15 protein-coding genes are annotated in these 15,921 nt (G+C 64.3%); 5 read left to right on the top strand and 10 right to left on the bottom strand.

The features are described 5' to 3' along the window. The 9 genes from EP867_RS14605 to EP867_RS20455 all read right to left on the bottom strand — a co-directional run. Nucleotides 1-138 (bottom strand): sugar phosphate nucleotidyltransferase (locus EP867_RS14605; protein WP_164888884.1); only part of this gene is annotated, 138 nt, incomplete at its 3' end. A gap of 57 nt (nt 139-195) precedes the next feature. Then, nucleotides 196-1,077 (bottom strand): glucose-1-phosphate thymidylyltransferase RfbA, encoded by an 882-nt coding sequence (rfbA, locus tag EP867_RS14600; protein WP_128490224.1) that lies wholly within the window; start codon nt 1,075-1,077, stop codon nt 196-198. Next, complete coding sequence (rfbD, locus tag EP867_RS14595; RefSeq protein WP_128490223.1) at nt 1,074-1,928, bottom strand: dTDP-4-dehydrorhamnose reductase; 855 nt, start codon at nt 1,926-1,928, stop codon at nt 1,074-1,076. Before rfbD ends, rfbA begins: the two co-directional genes overlap by 4 nt. Continuing rightward, nucleotides 1,925-2,974, bottom strand: a complete 1,050-nt coding sequence (gene rfbB / locus EP867_RS14590; protein WP_128490222.1) for a dTDP-glucose 4,6-dehydratase — start codon at nt 2,972-2,974, stop codon at nt 1,925-1,927. Before rfbB ends, rfbD begins: the two co-directional genes overlap by 4 nt. Further along, complete coding sequence (rfbC, locus tag EP867_RS14585) at nt 2,971-3,543, bottom strand: dTDP-4-dehydrorhamnose 3,5-epimerase (RefSeq protein WP_128490221.1); 573 nt, start codon at nt 3,541-3,543, stop codon at nt 2,971-2,973. Before rfbC ends, rfbB begins: the two co-directional genes overlap by 4 nt. Nucleotides 3,544-3,754: 211 nt before the next feature. After that, nucleotides 3,755-5,557 (bottom strand): ABC transporter ATP-binding protein, encoded by a 1,803-nt coding sequence (locus EP867_RS14580; RefSeq protein WP_128490220.1) that lies wholly within the window; start codon nt 5,555-5,557, stop codon nt 3,755-3,757. Nucleotides 5,558-6,086: 529 nt separating this feature from the next. Next, entirely contained in the window at nt 6,087-6,584 is a 498-nt protein-coding gene (locus tag EP867_RS14575) for an ankyrin repeat domain-containing protein (RefSeq protein WP_128490219.1), read from the bottom strand. 341 nt (nt 6,585-6,925) lie between these two features. After that, nucleotides 6,926-8,071 (bottom strand): calcium-binding protein, encoded by a 1,146-nt coding sequence (locus EP867_RS14570; protein WP_128490218.1) that lies wholly within the window; start codon nt 8,069-8,071, stop codon nt 6,926-6,928. Beyond that, nucleotides 8,050-9,153, bottom strand: coding sequence for a CAP domain-containing protein (locus tag EP867_RS20455; protein WP_128490217.1), 1,104 nt, complete (start codon nt 9,151-9,153; stop codon nt 8,050-8,052). The genes EP867_RS14570 and EP867_RS20455 overlap by 22 nt, the downstream gene beginning before the upstream one ends. A gap of 202 nt (nt 9,154-9,355) precedes the next feature. Between EP867_RS20455 and EP867_RS14560 the strand changes: the two genes are divergently transcribed. After that, nucleotides 9,356-10,366, top strand: a complete 1,011-nt coding sequence (locus EP867_RS14560) for a glycosyltransferase (RefSeq protein WP_241656923.1) — start codon at nt 9,356-9,358, stop codon at nt 10,364-10,366. On the opposite strand, the gene EP867_RS14555 is transcribed toward EP867_RS14560, so the two are convergent. Next, complete coding sequence (locus EP867_RS14555; protein WP_128490216.1) at nt 10,342-11,208, bottom strand: ABC transporter permease; 867 nt, start codon at nt 11,206-11,208, stop codon at nt 10,342-10,344. The genes EP867_RS14560 and EP867_RS14555 overlap by 25 nt on opposite strands. A 270-nt stretch (nt 11,209-11,478) precedes the next feature. Between EP867_RS14555 and EP867_RS14550 the strand changes: the two genes are divergently transcribed. The 4 genes from EP867_RS14550 to EP867_RS14535 are packed head-to-tail and all read left to right on the top strand — an operon-like array spanning nt 11,479 to nt 15,910. Beyond that, nucleotides 11,479-12,576 carry a sugar transporter gene (locus EP867_RS14550; protein ID WP_128490215.1) on the top strand — a complete coding sequence of 366 codons (1,098 nt, stop codon included), beginning with the start codon at nt 11,479-11,481 and terminating at the stop codon, nt 12,574-12,576. Nucleotides 12,577-12,579: 3 nt separating this feature from the next. Continuing rightward, nucleotides 12,580-13,269 (top strand): ABC transporter ATP-binding protein, encoded by a 690-nt coding sequence (locus tag EP867_RS14545; RefSeq protein ID WP_128490214.1) that lies wholly within the window; start codon nt 12,580-12,582, stop codon nt 13,267-13,269. Beyond that, nucleotides 13,266-14,441, top strand: a complete 1,176-nt coding sequence (locus EP867_RS14540; RefSeq protein ID WP_128490213.1) for a UDP-galactopyranose/dTDP-fucopyranose mutase family protein — start codon at nt 13,266-13,268, stop codon at nt 14,439-14,441. Before EP867_RS14545 ends, EP867_RS14540 begins: the two co-directional genes overlap by 4 nt. Beyond that, nucleotides 14,438-15,910: a glycosyltransferase gene (locus tag EP867_RS14535; protein ID WP_128490212.1), complete on the top strand. Its 1,473-nt coding sequence runs from the start codon at nt 14,438-14,440 to the stop codon at nt 15,908-15,910. Before EP867_RS14540 ends, EP867_RS14535 begins: the two co-directional genes overlap by 4 nt. Nucleotides 15,911-15,921 lie beyond the last annotated feature (11 nt).

The raw sequence follows: 15,921 nt of genomic DNA, 5'->3' as shown, positions 1-15,921 counted from the left end.
CTGCAGCCGCGAGAGCGTCGCCTCAAAGAGGCTCTTTTGCGGATCGGTCAGCCGCGAGAACTGTTTGGGAAACCCCTTGCGCGACAAAGGCCAGAGACGCGTTCCCGCTCCGCCGCAAAGTACCACCGGATAGATCAAAAGCCCCTCCCCACCAACACAGTCTCACTGACCTGACGCGTGGAGAGGGAACCTCTCTCAGTGCTTATCGCTCCGCAGCAGGCCTTTCAGATAAGCACCATATCCGGTTTTTCCGAAAAGCGAGGCACGTTCCGAAAGATCTTCATCTGAAATCCAGCCCTGGCCCCAGGCGATCTCATCAGGGCTTCCGACCTGCAGGCCCTGGCGTTCCTGGAGCGTGCGCACGAAATTGCCGGCATCGAGAAGGCTCGCATGGGTGCCGGTGTCGAGCCAGGCATAGCCACGCCCCATGGTTTCCACGCGCAGGCTGCCCTCATGGAGATAGCTCTCGAGCAGGGTCACGATTTCCAGCTCGCCCCGCGGTGAGGGCTGCACGGCGCGGGCGCGCTCAGGCGCGGTGCCATCGAGGAAATAAAGCCCGGTGACGGCGTAGTTCGAAGGCGCCACCGGGGGCTTTTCGATGATGGCCTTCACGGTGCCGTCTTTGTCGAAATCGACCACGCCATACCGCTCGGGGTCTGAGACGTGATAGCCAAAGACCGTGCCGCCCTGCTCGGGCGCGGCCTTCATCATCTCCGGCAGGCCGTGGCCGAAGAAGACATTGTCGCCCAGAACCATGGCCGAAGGGGCACCGGCCAGGAAATCTTCCGCCAGCAGATAGGCCTGGGCCAGTCCATCGGGTGAGGGCTGCACGATAAAGGTGAGCGAAATCCCCCACTGGCTGCCATCGCCCAAAACCCGTTTGAACTGCTCCTGATCATGCGGCGTGGTGATCACCGCGATCTCGCGGATGCCTGCGAGCATCAGAACCGTGAGCGGATAATAGATCATCGGCTTGTCATAAAGCGGCAGCAGCTGCTTTGAGACGCCCATGGTCAGCGGATAAAGCCGCGTGCCGGAGCCGCCGGCGAGGATGATACCTTTACGGGTGCTGCTCATGACTGCGCTCCAGTCTCTTTCAAAACATCTGCAAGGGCGGCGCGCCAGTCGGGCCGCGCGATCCCGAAGTCGGTCTTCAGGCTTTCGCAATCAAGCCGCGAATTGGCCGGGCGTTTTGCGGGAGTGGGATATTGGTCGGTGGTGATATCAGTGACGGTCAATTTAAGACCGGATGCCGCGAAGATCTCACGGGCGAAATCCGCCCAGGAGACATCGGGAGCACCCGAGAAGTGATATGTGCCGCCCTTTGCAGGATCGGCCAGCATCGCGCGGCCCATCACGATCAGCGCCTCGGCGATGGCGCCGGCCGGGGTCGGCCCGCCGATCTGATCCGCCACCACCGTCAGGCTCTCGCGGGTGGCGCCAAGCCGCAGCATGGTTTTGACGAAGTTATTTCCATGGGCCGAGAAGACCCAGGAAGTGCGCAAAATGGCATGCTGCCCGCCTGCGGCCCGGATCGCCTCTTCACCCGCGAGCTTCGTGCGCCCGTAAGCGCCCAAAGGCCCGGTCGGATGATCGGGAATAAAGGGCCGGGTCCCCGCGCCGTCAAAGACGTAATCCGTTGAGACATGCAGGAAGGGCAGGCCTTTCGCGGCCGCCGCCCGGGCAATCGCGCCGGGGGTCTCGCCATTGACGACCAGGGCTGCGGCTTCCTCAGCCTCGGCCTTATCCACCGCCGTCCAGGCGGCGGCATTGATCACCAGATCGCCGTCAAAGCCCGCAACCTTCGCCGCGCAGGCCGAGGGGTCCGCCTGGTCAGCCTCTGCGCGCGACAGAAACACCGCCTCCGGCAGACGCGCGCGCAGCTCCTGCGCCAGCTGGCCGGTGGCACCAAAAACCAACGCCTTCATGCTTTGGTGCCCAGACGCTGGCCGACGCCCGCGCGGTCCTGCAAAGGCCGCCACCAGGCTTCATTGTCGAGATACCACTGCACCGTCCGCGCTAGCCCCTCTTCGACCGTGACCGAGGGCCGCCAGCCGAGTTCTTCGCGAATGCGCGAGGGATCGATCGCATAGCGCGCATCATGGCCGGGACGGTCGGTCACAAAGGTGATCTGATCGGCGTAAGAGCCGCTCTCTTTCGGGCGCTTTTCATCAAGGATAGCGCAGAGCGTTTTCACCAGCTCAAGGTTGCTGCGCTCATTCTCGCCGCCGATGTTATAGCTGCGGCCCAATTCGCCCTTCTCAATCACCGTCAGCAGCGCATCGGCGTGATCTTCGACATAAAGCCAGTCGCGGATATTCGAGCCATCGCCATAGATCGGCAGCGGCTTTCCGGCCAAAGCGTTCAGGATCACAACAGGGATCAGCTTTTCCGGGAAATGGAAGGGACCGTAATTGTTCGAGCAATTGGTCAGCACCACCGGCAGGCCATAGGTCTCGGCCCAGGCCCGGACCAGGTGATCCGAGGCCGCTTTGGAGGCCGAATAGGGTGAGCGCGGATCATAGGGCGTGGTTTCGGTAAACTTCACCAAAGGGTCTGCGGGCAGCGAGCCGAAGACCTCATCGGTCGAGATGTGATGAAAGCGAAAGCCCGCAGGCCTTCCGGCCCGGGTCCAGAACCCCCGCGCGGCTTCCAGCATATTGAAGGTGCCGGTGATATTGGTCTCGATGAAATCGCCCGGGCCATCGATGGAGCGGTCGACATGGCTCTCGGCCGCGAGATGCATCACCGCATCCGGAGCATGGGCCGCAAAGATCCGGTCGAGCGCCGCGCGGTCGCGGATATCGGCCTGCTCGAACACATAGCCCGGGTGATCCGCCACCGAGGCCACATTTTCAAGGCAGGCCGCATAGGTCAGCGCATCAAGGTTCACCACCTGGTGCCCGCGCGCGATGGCCTGACGCACCACGGCCGAGCCGATAAAGCCGGCCCCGCCGGTGATCAGAAGCTTCATGCCTGGCTCTCCATGGTGAAGGGACTTTCAAAATCAGCGAAATCCTGGGCGGCAGCATCTTTGGGCGACAAAAGCGCCTGATCGGGGGCAATTCCCCAATCGATCCCCAGCGAAGGAGAGGCCCAATGCACCGCGCCGTCACAATCGGGCGCATAATGATCGGTGCATTTGTAGATGATCTCACAATCATCGGTGAGCGTCACAAAGCCATGCAGGAAGCCCGCCGGGATCCAGAGCTGACGGCCGTTCTCAAAACTGAGTTCTTCCGCCACCCACTGCCCATAGGTCTCGCTGCCGCGACGGATATCGACCGCCACATCCAGAAGCGCGCCGCGCCCGCAGCGCACCAGCTTGCCCTGGGCATGCGGCGGCGACTGGAAATGCAGCCCCCGCACCGTGCCTTTGCGGGTCGAGAAGGAATGATTGTCCTGCACGAACTCCGGCAGCTCCAGCCCCGCCTGCAAAAGCGTCCGCCGGTTCCAGCTTTCAGAGAAAAACCCCCGGTCATCGCCAAAGCGCTTCGGCTCCAGCAGGACCACACCTGAAAGTTTCGTCCGGGTTATCTGCATTCTCACTCTCGCAGTTGAAGGCAATAGCCCCGGATCCTCTCCGGAGCTGCGGATGGATCATAGGCAAAGGACAGGGCTTTGTCAGCGCTGCCCGAACAGACCCGCGGGTCTTTGCCAGAAGGCACAGGTTCGCTTTAAAATACACAACGCCGGGACAGGGCCCGGCGTTGCCAGAGGGCAGGATCAGCCCCCTTTTTCTCCGCACAGACGCTTACTCCGGCAGGCGTTCCGCGCGCTCCACCCCGCCGAACTGCTGGTCGTAGAGCCGCCGGAAGGCCCCGTTGCGGGCCAGAAGCTCAGCGGCCGTGCCATATTCCAGAACCTGCCCCTGGCCTAAGACATAGATCCGGTCGGCTTCTAGAATGGTCGACAGCCGATGCGCGATGACGATGGTCGTGGCCCCTTCCGAGACCCGTGCCAGCCCCTCTTTGACAAAGCCTTCCGAGACCGAGTCGAGCGCCGAGGTCGCCTCATCCAGCAGCAGCACCCGGGCGCGGCGCAGGAACGCCCGGGCAATCGCCAGACGCTGACGCTGCCCGCCCGACAGGAAGGTGCCGTTTTCGCCCACCGGTGTCTGATAGCCCTGAGGCATCTTCTCGATGAACTCATGGGCATGGGCCGCGCGGGCGGCCTCCATAACCTCTTCATCGCTCGCCTCAGGGCGCGAGCAGCGGATGTTTTCCATCACGCTTGACGAGAAGAGGAAGGTGTCCTGACCCACGAAAGACATCTGACTGCGCAGACTGTCAAAGGTAACCCCGGCAATATCGGTGCCGTCAAAAAGCACCCGCCCCGAAGTGGGATCATAAAACCGCATCAGCAGGTTGATGATGGTCGATTTACCCGCCCCGGATTCCCCCACGAGCGCGGTGGTTTTGCCACCCTCAAACTCAAGATTAAGCCCCGAGACCGCCTTCTCGCCCGAGCCGTAAGCAAAGCTCACATCCTCAAAACGCACCGCGCCTTCGGTCAGCTTCAGCGCTTTGGCATCGCGGCTCTCGCGGATGGTGAGATCGCGGTCCACCAGCTCAAAGAGCATCGAGGCCCCCATCTTCAGCCCCTCCAGCGAGACCCGCATCCGCGAAAGCCGCTTGGCCGGTTCATAGGCCATCAGAAGGGCCGTGACGAAGGACATCAGCTGCCCCGCCGTGGTCGGCTCACCGCCGGTGATATTGACCGCCGAAAGCCAGACCACCCCGGCGATCGCCATGCCCGAGAGCGTTTCCATCATCGGAGAGGTGATCGCCTCCAGGCGGACCATGGAATTGGCGCGCTTTTCCACCTCGCCCACGGCCTTTTCCATCCGCGCATTCATCACCTTCTCCAGCGAGAAGATCTTGATGACGCGGATACCGGTGGAGGTCTCCTGCAGCACCTTCAGGATTTCAGCCATACCCGCCATCTGCTGGCTCATGATGGCGCGCACGAAGCCAAGGATCAGCCGGATGCCCAGAAAAATCAGCGGCGCCAGAATGATCGAGGTGATCGAGAGCACGGGCTGCTGGTAAAACATCACCGCCACAAGCCCGATCAGCGTCAGCAGATCGCGCACCATCGAGGTGACAATCAGATCGATCAGCCCCCGCGCGGCATTGGCCCCATGGGTCACGCGCATCAGAAGGTCTGAGGATTCCGTCAGATTGAAGAAATCCACCCCCTGCTTGAGCAGCCGGTCATAGACCCGGCGCTGCTGCTGGGCGACGATGCCATTGCCCGCCCGGGCCATCGAGACCGACTGCACATAGGTCGCAAAGCCCTTGATGGCGAAAATCGCAATCACCATCAGCGAGACCGCCGCCACGCGACCACGGTTTCCGGGATCGGTCATGGTATCGACGATGGCCTGCATCGACCAGGCGGTCAGCGCGGACATGCTCGCCACCGCAATCATGGCGACCACCCCAAGCGCATAATATTTGCCCTGGCGCTTCATCCCCATCTTCAGAAGGCGGAAGATCATTCCGTCTTTCCAGCCCGGTTTGGAGGCCGGCGCCACATTGCTATTCTCAGCCATCAGACTTTCAAGCTTCCTTGGATCAGTGCATTTCCCTACTCAAAAAGCCGCATTCCCGCAACAATCTGCCGGAGAGAGCCGGCTGAGAGGCGCTGAAAGGGCCGGCTTTAGGCAGCCCTCGCAAGGGGCCGGAGCAGGGTCAGGCAGGATGACGTCAGGGTTTCAGACGGGAATTCAACAGGATGTAGTCTTCCGGCGCAAAGAGGACCGGCACCGCAGGGGGCCGGGAAAAAAGCGCAGGTGATCCGCTATATGGGGCGGCCTTTGCGAAGTTACAAAGCCAAAGCCCTGCGACCTCTGGCCCCGCCGAACTCCCGGCTTTCGCGGGGGGGCATCGCGGGGAGGCCCCCAGGAAGGCCGGGTCAGAACCGCTCAAGACCTGCGGCGGCCTCCTCTGAACGCCGAAAAACCCGGGAATTGCGCATTTTCTCATTCCCGGAGAGAGCACTGATAAGATTGCATTATCGGGCGCAGGATCTGAGCGTCAGCCAGACAGGGCCAAGCGGCCATTGGATCTAGAGCCGGGAGGCTACCGGTTCCGGCCTTTCTCGCGCAGATGTCGCCGAAGACGGTCAAAACGCTCCCCCTCGGGCAGCAGATCAAAAACCGTCCGGCCATCCGCTCCCTGCACATAGGGATCGGCGCCCGCTGCGAAGAGGGTGTAAATCGCATCCGGTCCCGTTTCAGGACAGGGGGCATGCCCCATCATCGGCGTGTAGCCCCGGCTGTCCAGGGCATTGATGTCCGCGCCATGAGACAGCAGCTTTCCTATGGCTTCGGGATCCCCTGTCAGATGCAGAAGCGTCTCACCCTCGGGGCTTCCTGCATCGGGATCCGCTCCGGCGGCGATCATCAGATCAATGATTGAGGGCTGCGGGAAAACAGACTGCTCAAGGAACACCGGCCAGCCGGAGGGCAGCTTTGCCACGGCAAGACCGGGATCGCGCTGAAGACAGTCGCGAACGCCCTGCTCATCTGCAGTGCGCAGCCTCTCTGCGAAAGTTTCAATTTCAGCTTCGGAATGCATCCATCCAGCCCTGTCATCCTGAAAAACAGTCAGCCCGTCCCGTCCCCCTGCGTCCGGGCCGTCGTCGCGATCGCGCGATGGGGTCAGAGGCCCTGCGGACGACCCTGGACAAAAAGGACCGCCGTATCAAACCCTTCCGCACCCCGGAGCCAAAATGCCAGCGCCAGGGAGCGCCATGCCCCTGCATCCGGATGTCTCTATGCCGCCTTCTTTCCTGATATCTTCATGCAGCGAAAAACGCGCCGGCAGACTGTCCTCACTGCTCATGACGGCACTCCCTTTAGGAAAGGCAGGTTACCGGGATGTCTTCGCCCGCCCGGAGTGCCGCGGCGGGGGCCGCGCTACATCAGGAGGATGCCGCCTGAGAGTTCCGCCTCACTTCCCGCCGCCCCCTCAAGGCGCAGGCTGATCTCAGGGCTGAAGCGCAGCACCAGATCACCGCCCTCTGAACCGGCAAACCGGCTCACCACTTCGGCAGCCGTCAGCCCGCCCCCCCAGATCGAGGTGTTCAGGACCAGACGATCCCCCGCCGCCTGAGAGAAATCCGTGATCCGCGCGGCACCAGGCAGGTTGTAAAACTCAAAGCGGTCGGCCCCCGCGCCGCCCTGCATCACCACATCGCCGCCGCCGCTTTGCAGACGGTCCGCCCCTGCGCCGCCATAAAGCCAGTCAGACCCGCCGCCGCCGTAAAGCAGATCCGCGCCGCCGCCGCCGAACAGCGTGTCATTGCCACTGCCGCCGCCGAGCGTGTCTTCGAAGTCAGAGCCATAGATCACATCATGCCCCTCTTCGCCCCAGAGCCGCGTGGCACCGTCCTGGCCTGCGTAAAGGAAATCATCTCCCGCACCGCCGTAAAGCACATCCCCGCCCGGCCCCCCGGTCAGGCTGTCATTGCCCTCCCCGCCGTAAAGCGTGTCATGCCCCGGCCCGCCGAGCAGCCGGTCATTGCCGCTGCCGTCGCCCGACCAGACCCGGTCGTCTCCCGCGCCGCCATAAAGCGTGTCGCGCCCCCCGGCCCCGAACAGCATATCCGCCCCCGCACCGCCAAAGATCTGATCGCGCCCGTTGTGGCCCGACAGCCGGTCGCCAAGCGCGCCACCCCGCAGACCCAGCAACACCTCTGGCGCGAGGGTGAACACCTCTGCATGGCCGAAGCCGTCGTTGACCACCCGCCCGGCATAGGCATTGACGATCACAGACTGCGGCCCTTCGGCCTGCCCCTCAGGACCGCCGAAGATCAGGGTCACCGCGCCATCGCCGCTCAGGCTGTAGCTGTCGCGCCCCGCACCGCCCGCCAGTTCGATCAGATGGCCCGCGCGGCTTTGCACCGTGAAGACATCCGCCCCGGGTGTTGCCAGCAGCACAAAGCCACCCTGCCCCGCAGCCGCCGCGCTCAGATTGTAAAGCTGATCGCTCTCCTGCGCGGTTTTGCGGATCCGACCCTCCCCGCTTTCCAGGTTCAGCGTCACCGTGAGCGGCCCGGACAAAGCCGCCCCTGCCCCGGCCCGCCCGCGGTGTCATAGCGGATCACATCATTGCCCGCAGAGCCAAGGATCACATCGCTGAAGGGCGCGGCAACACTGCCGGGGTCAATCACATCATCCCCGCCGCCGCCCGTCAGCCGGTCCGCTCCGGCCCCGCCATAAAGCGTGTCATCCCCGCCGCCGCCGATCAGGGTGTCATCCCCCTCTCCGCCCAGAAGCTCTGCACCGCGCATTGTAATCACTCCGATCTGAACGCCCGGGGCGCTCAGCACCTTGAGATGGCCGGAGGTCAGAAAACCCGTGACCCCGCCCTCACCGTCCTGCAGCACATCCAGTTTGAGGTTTTCACGCAGCTCCTTCATGCCGAAACGATGCCCGCCCGCCTCAATCTCAATCGGGCCAGACTGCGGCGCCTCAAGGGTATAGCCGCCTGCCGAAGCGCTTTGCACTGAGGCCCCGCCCTGGCGCATCACAAAGCCGCCGCGCCCTTCGCCGGGATCATAAAAAAGATCCCCGTCCGCATCCTCATAAACGACCCCGGTCACAAAGATCCGCCCGCCGCTGGTAGCAAAATTCTGCGTGGTCACGGAGACCGGCATCACAAAGTCGTCGAAGGGCAGACTGCGGGTCACCTCTCCCAGGCCGATTTCGGTGAAAGCCGGATCCATGGTGTTGCGCCGGTGCCCCGGGCTGGCCCAGAGCGCGTCAAACTGCGCTTCAAGCGCGGCCTGATGATCAAAGGGCAGACTGCCGCGAAATGCGAGGTTCTCCCCCCAGGTCCAGCGACCTTCAAAGACATAACCCGCCGCGGCCATCCGCTCTCCCGCGGTGCTGCCGCCCGCCCCCTCATGGCTGAGCCGCCCCCTGGCGATCAGACCACTGTCGAGCATCCACTCCGAGTGACCAAGGGCCGCGAGGTGCAGCTCCGCCCGGATCGCAAGCGGCTGCAGAACCTCTCCGCTCAGGCTGCCCGGCGCAAGCCCGGTATTCAGCGCCACGCCCTGCCGCGCCGCCTCTCCCAAAGGATCAAGCCTTGCGCGATTGATCCACTCCACAAAGAGCTGTTCCTGCGCCGTGACAGCCATCCTGCCCCCTCCCCCCCCAGGCCCCGCCGGGGCGCTTTGGTCTGACTTGCCGCATCAGGCCACAGAAGAGTTTGAGACCGCGTTAACGGGCGCGCCGCGCATGACAAAGGCGGGGGGAAAGAAAGCTCTTGAACTTCAGGGTGAGTTAAAACAACATAAAACACGTTAGACGTGTGTTGTCTGAGATATGAGGGACGCGGTCATGATGTTTACCGCAGAGCGGCTGGTGGCCGTGGTGGTCACCTGCAACCGGCTCGAACAGCTCAAATGCAGCCTTGCGCGCTGGCTCGCGGCGCCGCCTGAGGTGCTTTTTGCGCTTCTGGTGGTGGATAATGCCTCTACCGATGGCACCGCAGACTGGCTGCAAAGCGTGAAAGATCCGCGCCTGTCGGTGCTGCGCCTTGCGGAAAACCGCGGCGGTGCGGGCGGCTTTGAGACCGGAATGCGCGCCGCTGCCGCGCGGTTTGACCCCGACTGGATGGTGCTGAGCGATGATGACGCGCGCCCGGCCGAGGGCGCGCTGCAGGCCTTTCTCGAAGCCGGCCCCGCCGCCCGCTGGGAGGGCTGCGCGGCGGCCGTGCGCCACCCCGACGGGCGGATCTGCGCGATCAACCGCCCCGTGAAAGACCCCTTCCGCAGCCCCGCCGTTTTCCTGCGCACCCTGCGGCGCGGCCGGGCAGGCTTTCACTTAGGCGATGAAGCCTATGCGCCGGGGGCCGCAGAAGCCGAAGTGGACGGCGCGTCTTTTGTGGGGTTTTTCCTGTCACGCAAAGCTCTGCGCCGGGCAGGCTGGCCGGATCCGGCGCTTTTTCTCTATGGCGATGATGCGCTTTACACCCTTGGCCTCAGCCGCAAAGGCGGGCGGATCGGCTTTCTGCCTCAGGTCAGATTTGAGCATGATTTTCAAAGCATTGCACCGGGCGGGCGAATGCGCCCGCTCTGGCGGATCTATTATTATCACCGCAATCTTCTGATGCTCTACCGGCTCTGCGCGGGCTGGCTGTTCTGGCCTGCTCTTCTGGTGGTTCTGCCGGTCTGGGCTGCCAAAATCCGCCATTACCCCGGCGAGCGGCGCCGCTTTATGCGGCTCATGCGCCACGCCCTGCAGGAGGGGCTGCGCCGCGACACCCGCCGCAGTCATGCCTCTGTGCTGAGCCTTGCGGAACCGGAAAACCGGCCCCCCCGCGCTCAGAGATTGAGCAGATCGACATGATGATGGCGCACCAGCAACAGCCCCGCTGCCAGCGGCACCAGCGCCGAAATCAGCACGAAGGGCACCGAGACCCAATCGGCGTGATACATCGGATAGAAGCCTTCGCGCATCAGAGAGATGATATGCACCAGGGGGTTATACCACAAAACCTCCTGCACCATCCGCGGCATGGTCTCGTAAAGAAACAGCACCCCCGAGGCCAGAAGCATGGGCCGGTTGAGAATGGCCCAGGTGTGCTCCCAGGCCGGGAAGCGCATGAAAAAGAAGATATTGCAGACCCCGATGCCGGTCCCGAAAAGCGCCGCCAGAGTGATCGCCAGAAAGATCTTCGGCAGATCCAGCAGCGTGCGGGTATCACTCCACAGCAGAATGCCGCCAAAGATCAGCACCGCCACCAGCAGCGTGGTCAGGAAATTCATCACCACCCGCGCCAGCAGCGCATCAATCCAGGTCACCCCCGGATAGCGCAGCAGCGGCCGCGAGAAACTGATCGCGGAAGAGGCCGCACCGCTGAGACTGCCATACATCCCGAAGGGCATCATTCCGGTGGCCTTAAACAGCACAAAGCTGACCCCCAGCGGCGGGATGGTCACAAGAAAACTCATGGCCAGAGAGAGCAGCAGAATGGTGCCCAAAGGGTCCAGCACCGCCCAGATATAGCCCCCCGGCGAGCGGCCATAGCGCGTCGACATCTCGCGCAGCATCAGCGCGGTGATGGCGCGAAAGGCCCGATAGCGCAGCACCTGCGGGCGGCGGTCTGTGAGAGCGCTGCGGAGCCGCGCCCCGTCCCCCCCGGTCGCGGCAGGGCCGCGCAGATCTTTGCTGGTCTCTCCTGTCGGCATAACGCGCCTCCCTCATACCGAAGCCCTGCGGCAGCACAACTTTTACGCGAATACTCCCATTTAGAACACGCCTGCGATTTTTGCGGAGTCTTTTCTTGAGCGATATGGCCCTCTCACCGACGGCCCTCTCAAAGGCCAAAGCCCCGCCCCCGGGAGAGGCGGCCCGGCGCTCTGCGCCGCAGCCTGCGCCCCCTCAGACGCCGCCTGAAATGCCCCCTGTCGCCCCCCCCTGCGGGGCCGGCCCGCTTCAGGGCCCGCCACCGCGGGCTCGTGAGCAGCTTTATCGCCATGGTGCTGCTGCCGATGGTTCTGATGACAGCCTATCTCTTCGGGGTGGCGCGCGACCAATATGCCTCGGATGCGGGCTTTACCCTGCGCCAGGAAGAGACCCCTTCGGCAGGGGCTCTGGCGGGGGGGCTGGCCTCCATGCTGGGGGTGGGGGCGGGGCAGTCCAACACAAGGGTGCTTTATGAATATATCCGCAGCCCCGCCCTGGTGGCGCGGATCGAAGCCCGCCTCGGTCTGCGCGCGCTTTACAGCCGTGGCTGGCCCTGGGATTTCTTCTACAGCCTGCCCGCAGATGCCACGATCGAAGAGCTGACCCGTTTCTGGCTCAGCATGGTGCGGATCGCCTTTGATGAGGCAAGCGGGCTGATGAGCATCCAGGTCCGCGCCCATGATCCGCAGACGGCCACCGCCATCGCCGCCCTGGTGATCGAAGAGGCCCAGGAGATGATCAACGGGCTCAATACCACCGCGCGCACCGATGCCATGCGCTACAGCTCTCAGGATCTGACCGAGGCCGTGGCGCGGCTGCGGGCCGCGCGCAGCGCGCTGAGCAGCTTTCGCGCCGCCACCCGCATCCTCGATCCCGCCGCCGATCTGAGCGGGCGGATGGGCATCCTCAACAGCCTGCAGGAGCAGCTGGCCGCCGCCCTTGTTGAAATCGATCTGCTTGCGGAAGGGGCCGAGGGCGCAGACCCGCGCCGCCGCCAGCTGGAGCGCCGCATCGCGGTGATCCGCAGCCATATTGAGGATGAACGCCTCACCCTTGGCGGAGCCGCCCCTTCGGGCGCGGCAGATCCCGAGGCCCCGGATTACCCGGAACTTCTGGCGCGCTATGAAGAGCTGACGGTGGATGTTCAGGTCGCCGAGATGACCTATCGCACCGCCCAGGCCGCCCATGATCTGGCCCGTGCCCGCGCAGAGCGGCAGTCGCTTTATCTCGCAACCTATATCACCCCGACGACGGCTGAGATGTCGGAATACCCCCGCCGCCGGCTGTTGTCGGTCGCAGGCTTTCTCTTTCTCACGCTGACCTGGGGGATCGCCGTTCTGATCGGCTACAGCCTCAGAGACAGGGGGTGAGGGGTGATCCGTTTCGAAAACATCTCAAAGGGTTACATGATCAGGGGCCGTTGGCACCAGGTCATCGACCGACTGGATCTGGAACTGCCGGGGGGGCAGTCTCTGGCGCTTCTGGGCCGCAATGGCGCGGGCAAATCCACGCTTTTGCAGATGATCGCCGGCAATGTGCGCCCCAGCACGGGGCGGATCATCTCAGACGGGACGATCTCTTTTCCGGTGGGCTATGCGGGCAGCTTTCACCAGGATCTGACCGGAGCGCAGAACACCCGCTTCATCGCCAGGGTTTACGGCGTCGACAGCGATGAACTGGCCGCTTTCACCGAAGATTTCGCAGGCCTTGGCAAATATTTCCACATGCCGGTGCGCTATTATTCCTCGGGCATGGTGGCGCGGCTGAACTTCGGCGTCTCAATGGGGATCCGCTTTGACACCTATCTGGTCGATGAGGTGACCTCGGTGGGCGATGCCGCCTTCCGCGCGCGCAGTCAGGCGCTGTTTCAGGACCGCATGGCGCAGTCGGGCGCCATATTGGTCTCGCATAATTTCAGCGATATCTGGCGGTTCTGCTCGGCGGGGGTGGTGCTCGATCAGGGGCGGCTGACGCTTTATCACAACCTCGCAGAGGCCATTGCCCATCACAAAGAGATCATGGCCCGCCCCCCGGCCCCGGTGGATGAGAGGAGCGGCGCATGAGCGGGCCGCGGGTTCTGATCGCAGGTGCGGGGCTTTCCGGGGCCACCTGTGCGCGGGTGCTGGCCGAAGCAGGGATCCAGGTGGAGATCCGCGAGGCCCGGGGCCATGTGGCGGGGAACTGTCATACCGCGCGCTGCTCTGAGACGGGGGTGATGGAGCATGTTTACGGCCCCCATATCTTTCACACCGACCGCCCCGAGGTGCAGGCCTTCGTCACCCGCTTTGCCCGCTTTCGCCCCTATCAGCACCGGGTCAAAGCCAGGGTGGGGGGGCAGGTCTTCAGCCTGCCGGTGACCCTTCACAGCATCAATCAGCTGTTCGGCACCACCCTCTCACCCGCAGAGGCCCGGGCGTTCATCGCCGCGCGCAGCCGCCCGCCCCCCCATGGCGGCGCGCCCGAAAACTTCGAAGAACAGGCTCTCGCCATGGTCGGGCCTGAGATCTACCGCGCTTTCTTCGCGGGCTATACCCGCAAGCAATGGGGCTGCGATCCTGCGCTTTTGCCCGCCGCGATCCTGCAGCGGCTGCCTTTGCGCTTCAACTATGATGACCGCTATTTCAGCCATGCATTTCAGGCGATCCCCGAGGCGGGCTATACCGCCCTCACGGAGGCCATCCTGGCGCATCCGCGGATTTCTCTGCATCTCAACCGCCCCGCCCGCCCCGGTGATGCCCGGGAGGAGGGCTTTGATCACCTGATCTGGACCGGCCCGCTGGATGCCTTTTTCGGCCAGGCGGAAGGCCCTCTTGGCTACCGCAGCCTGCGCTTTGAGCGCGAGGTTCTGCCCCGGTGCCGCGATGCCCAGGGCTGCGCGGTGATGAATTACCCCGATGCGGATATTCCCTTCACCCGCATCAGCGAGCATCGCCATTTCGCGCCCTGGGAAGACCCGCCCGGCACCCTTCTGCTGCGTGAATATGCCCGGGACTGCGGGCCTGGCGATCCGCCCTTTTACCCCTTGCGCCTGAGCGGAGAGATGGCGCGGCTGAACCGCTATCTCGCCCGCGCCCGTGAGGCGGCGGGGGTGAGTTTTCTCGGGCGGCTCGGGACTTACCGCTATCTCGATATGGATGTCAGCATTGCAGAAGCCCTGCAGGCAGGCGCCGCCCTTGCAGAGGCTTTGCGCAGCGGCCGTCCCCTTCCGGCTTTTCCGGGGGGCGGCGGCGCATGAGGGTGCTTTTTTACAACTGGGTCAGCCCCTTTGACCCCGAAAAACGCGGCGGTGGTGTCTCGGCCTATGAACGCGCGCTGGCGGCTGTGCTCAAAACCGAAGGCATTGAAGCGGGCTGGCTGAACTCGGGCCTCGCGCAGGATCTGCGCCCCGGCCCGCCCCGCTGGGAAGCGGGCGGCCCGGGGCAGTTTTGCCTGGTGAATGCGCGGCCCTTCGCGCCCTCGCATCTCTCCTTCGGGGATCCCGAACAGATCAGCCATCCGCCGACCGAGGCCGCTTTCGCCGCCTGCCTTGCGGCGACAGGTCCCTGGGATGTGATCCATTTCAATAACTTAGAAGGTCTGCCGGCTGAGGCCTTAAAGATCGCCCGCGCCCATGCGGCCCGGGTGGTGGTCATGCTGCACAACTATTACCCCTTCTGCCCCCAGGTGAACCTCTGGTTTCAGGAGCGCGAGAGCTGCACCACGGACCGGGGCGGGGCGGCCTGCGGGGCCTGCCTTCTCCATCCGCCGCCCTCCCGCCGCCGCCTGGCGCTGGCGCTGGCACAAAAGCTCTCCGTTCAGACCGGCCCTCGGGGTCTGCGGCTTTACCGGCGCGGCACCGCAGTGCTGCGGACCATCCGGGCAGGAAGACAGGCAGGCAGGCCGCCCGAAATCCCCGTCCTGGCCCAGGCGCAGTCCCGCGCCCTGGCGGGCCGCCGCGCCCGGATGGTGGAACTGTTGAATACCCACTGCGACGTCATTCTCTGCGTCTCAGAGCGGGTGCGGGTCCTGGCCGCAGACTTCGGGCTCCGCCGCGATCTGCTGGCGGTCTGCCGCATCGGCACCCCCGATGCCGCCCGCCCGCCCGCACCGCCGCGCCCGCTCCTGGACGACCGGGGCCATCTGACGCTCGCCTATGCCGGCTATATGCGCCGCGATAAGGGCTTCTTCTTTCTGCTTGAGGCGCTGGAGCAGCTGCCTGCCGATCTTGCGCCGCGGATCTCTCTGGTGCTGGCCGCGCGGCTGAGCGATCCGGCGCTGCGCCCGCGCCTGCTGGCGCTCGGGCAACGCCTGGGCGGGCTGACCTGGGCCAATGGCTATCAGCGCGAAGATCTGGACCGCATTCTCGCCCCCGCCAGCTTAGGGGTGGTGCCGGTCTTATGGGAAGACAACCTGCCCCAGGTCGCGCTGGAGATGCATCTGCGCGGGCTCGCGCTGCTGACCTCAGACCGCGGCGGGGCGCATGAGCCGGGGAACTGCCCCGCGCTGACCTTTCCTGCCGGCGATATCGCCGCCTTTCATCAGCGCCTGGCCGCCGTGCTGCAGGGAGAGATCACCCGCGCCGATTACGGCAAAGGCGGCGCCGCGCCCCCCGATCTGCAAAGCCATCTGCGCGCGCTGCGCCAGCATTGGCAGCCCGGGGAAATTCAACCAGGAGTTGAATTCCCTTCGCAGGCATTGGAAGCAAAAGCCGCTTCCCTGCCATAATCCCTGCGCCG

This window comes from Falsigemmobacter intermedius, assembly GCF_004054105.1.
Classification (GTDB): domain Bacteria; phylum Pseudomonadota; class Alphaproteobacteria; order Rhodobacterales; family Rhodobacteraceae; genus Wagnerdoeblera; species Wagnerdoeblera intermedia.
Note: the sequence above shows the minus strand (reverse complement) of the source record. Positions and strands in the feature narration are given on the sequence as shown.

What these genes read in the sequence shown, in the direction of transcription:
- rfbA (WP_128490224.1), bottom strand. Translation starts at nt 1,077, where the DNA reads ATGAGCAGCACCCGTAAAGGTATCATCCTCGCCGGCGGCTCCGGCACG.
- rfbD (WP_128490223.1), bottom strand. Translation starts at nt 1,928, where the DNA reads ATGAAGGCGTTGGTTTTTGGTGCCACCGGCCAGCTGGCGCAGGAGCTG.
- rfbB (WP_128490222.1), bottom strand. Translation starts at nt 2,974, where the DNA reads ATGAAGCTTCTGATCACCGGCGGGGCCGGCTTTATCGGCTCGGCCGTG.
- rfbC (WP_128490221.1), bottom strand. Translation starts at nt 3,543, where the DNA reads ATGCAGATAACCCGGACGAAACTTTCAGGTGTGGTCCTGCTGGAGCCG.
- EP867_RS14580 (WP_128490220.1), bottom strand. Translation starts at nt 5,557, where the DNA reads ATGGCTGAGAATAGCAATGTGGCGCCGGCCTCCAAACCGGGCTGGAAA.
- EP867_RS14575 (WP_128490219.1), bottom strand. Translation starts at nt 6,584, where the DNA reads ATGCATTCCGAAGCTGAAATTGAAACTTTCGCAGAGAGGCTGCGCACT.
- EP867_RS20455 (WP_128490217.1), bottom strand. Translation starts at nt 9,153, where the DNA reads ATGGCTGTCACGGCGCAGGAACAGCTCTTTGTGGAGTGGATCAATCGC.
- EP867_RS14560 (WP_241656923.1), top strand. Translation starts at nt 9,356, where the DNA reads ATGATGTTTACCGCAGAGCGGCTGGTGGCCGTGGTGGTCACCTGCAAC.
- EP867_RS14555 (WP_128490216.1), bottom strand. Translation starts at nt 11,208, where the DNA reads ATGCCGACAGGAGAGACCAGCAAAGATCTGCGCGGCCCTGCCGCGACC.
- EP867_RS14540 (WP_128490213.1), top strand. Translation starts at nt 13,266, where the DNA reads ATGAGCGGGCCGCGGGTTCTGATCGCAGGTGCGGGGCTTTCCGGGGCC.
- EP867_RS14535 (WP_128490212.1), top strand. Translation starts at nt 14,438, where the DNA reads ATGAGGGTGCTTTTTTACAACTGGGTCAGCCCCTTTGACCCCGAAAAA.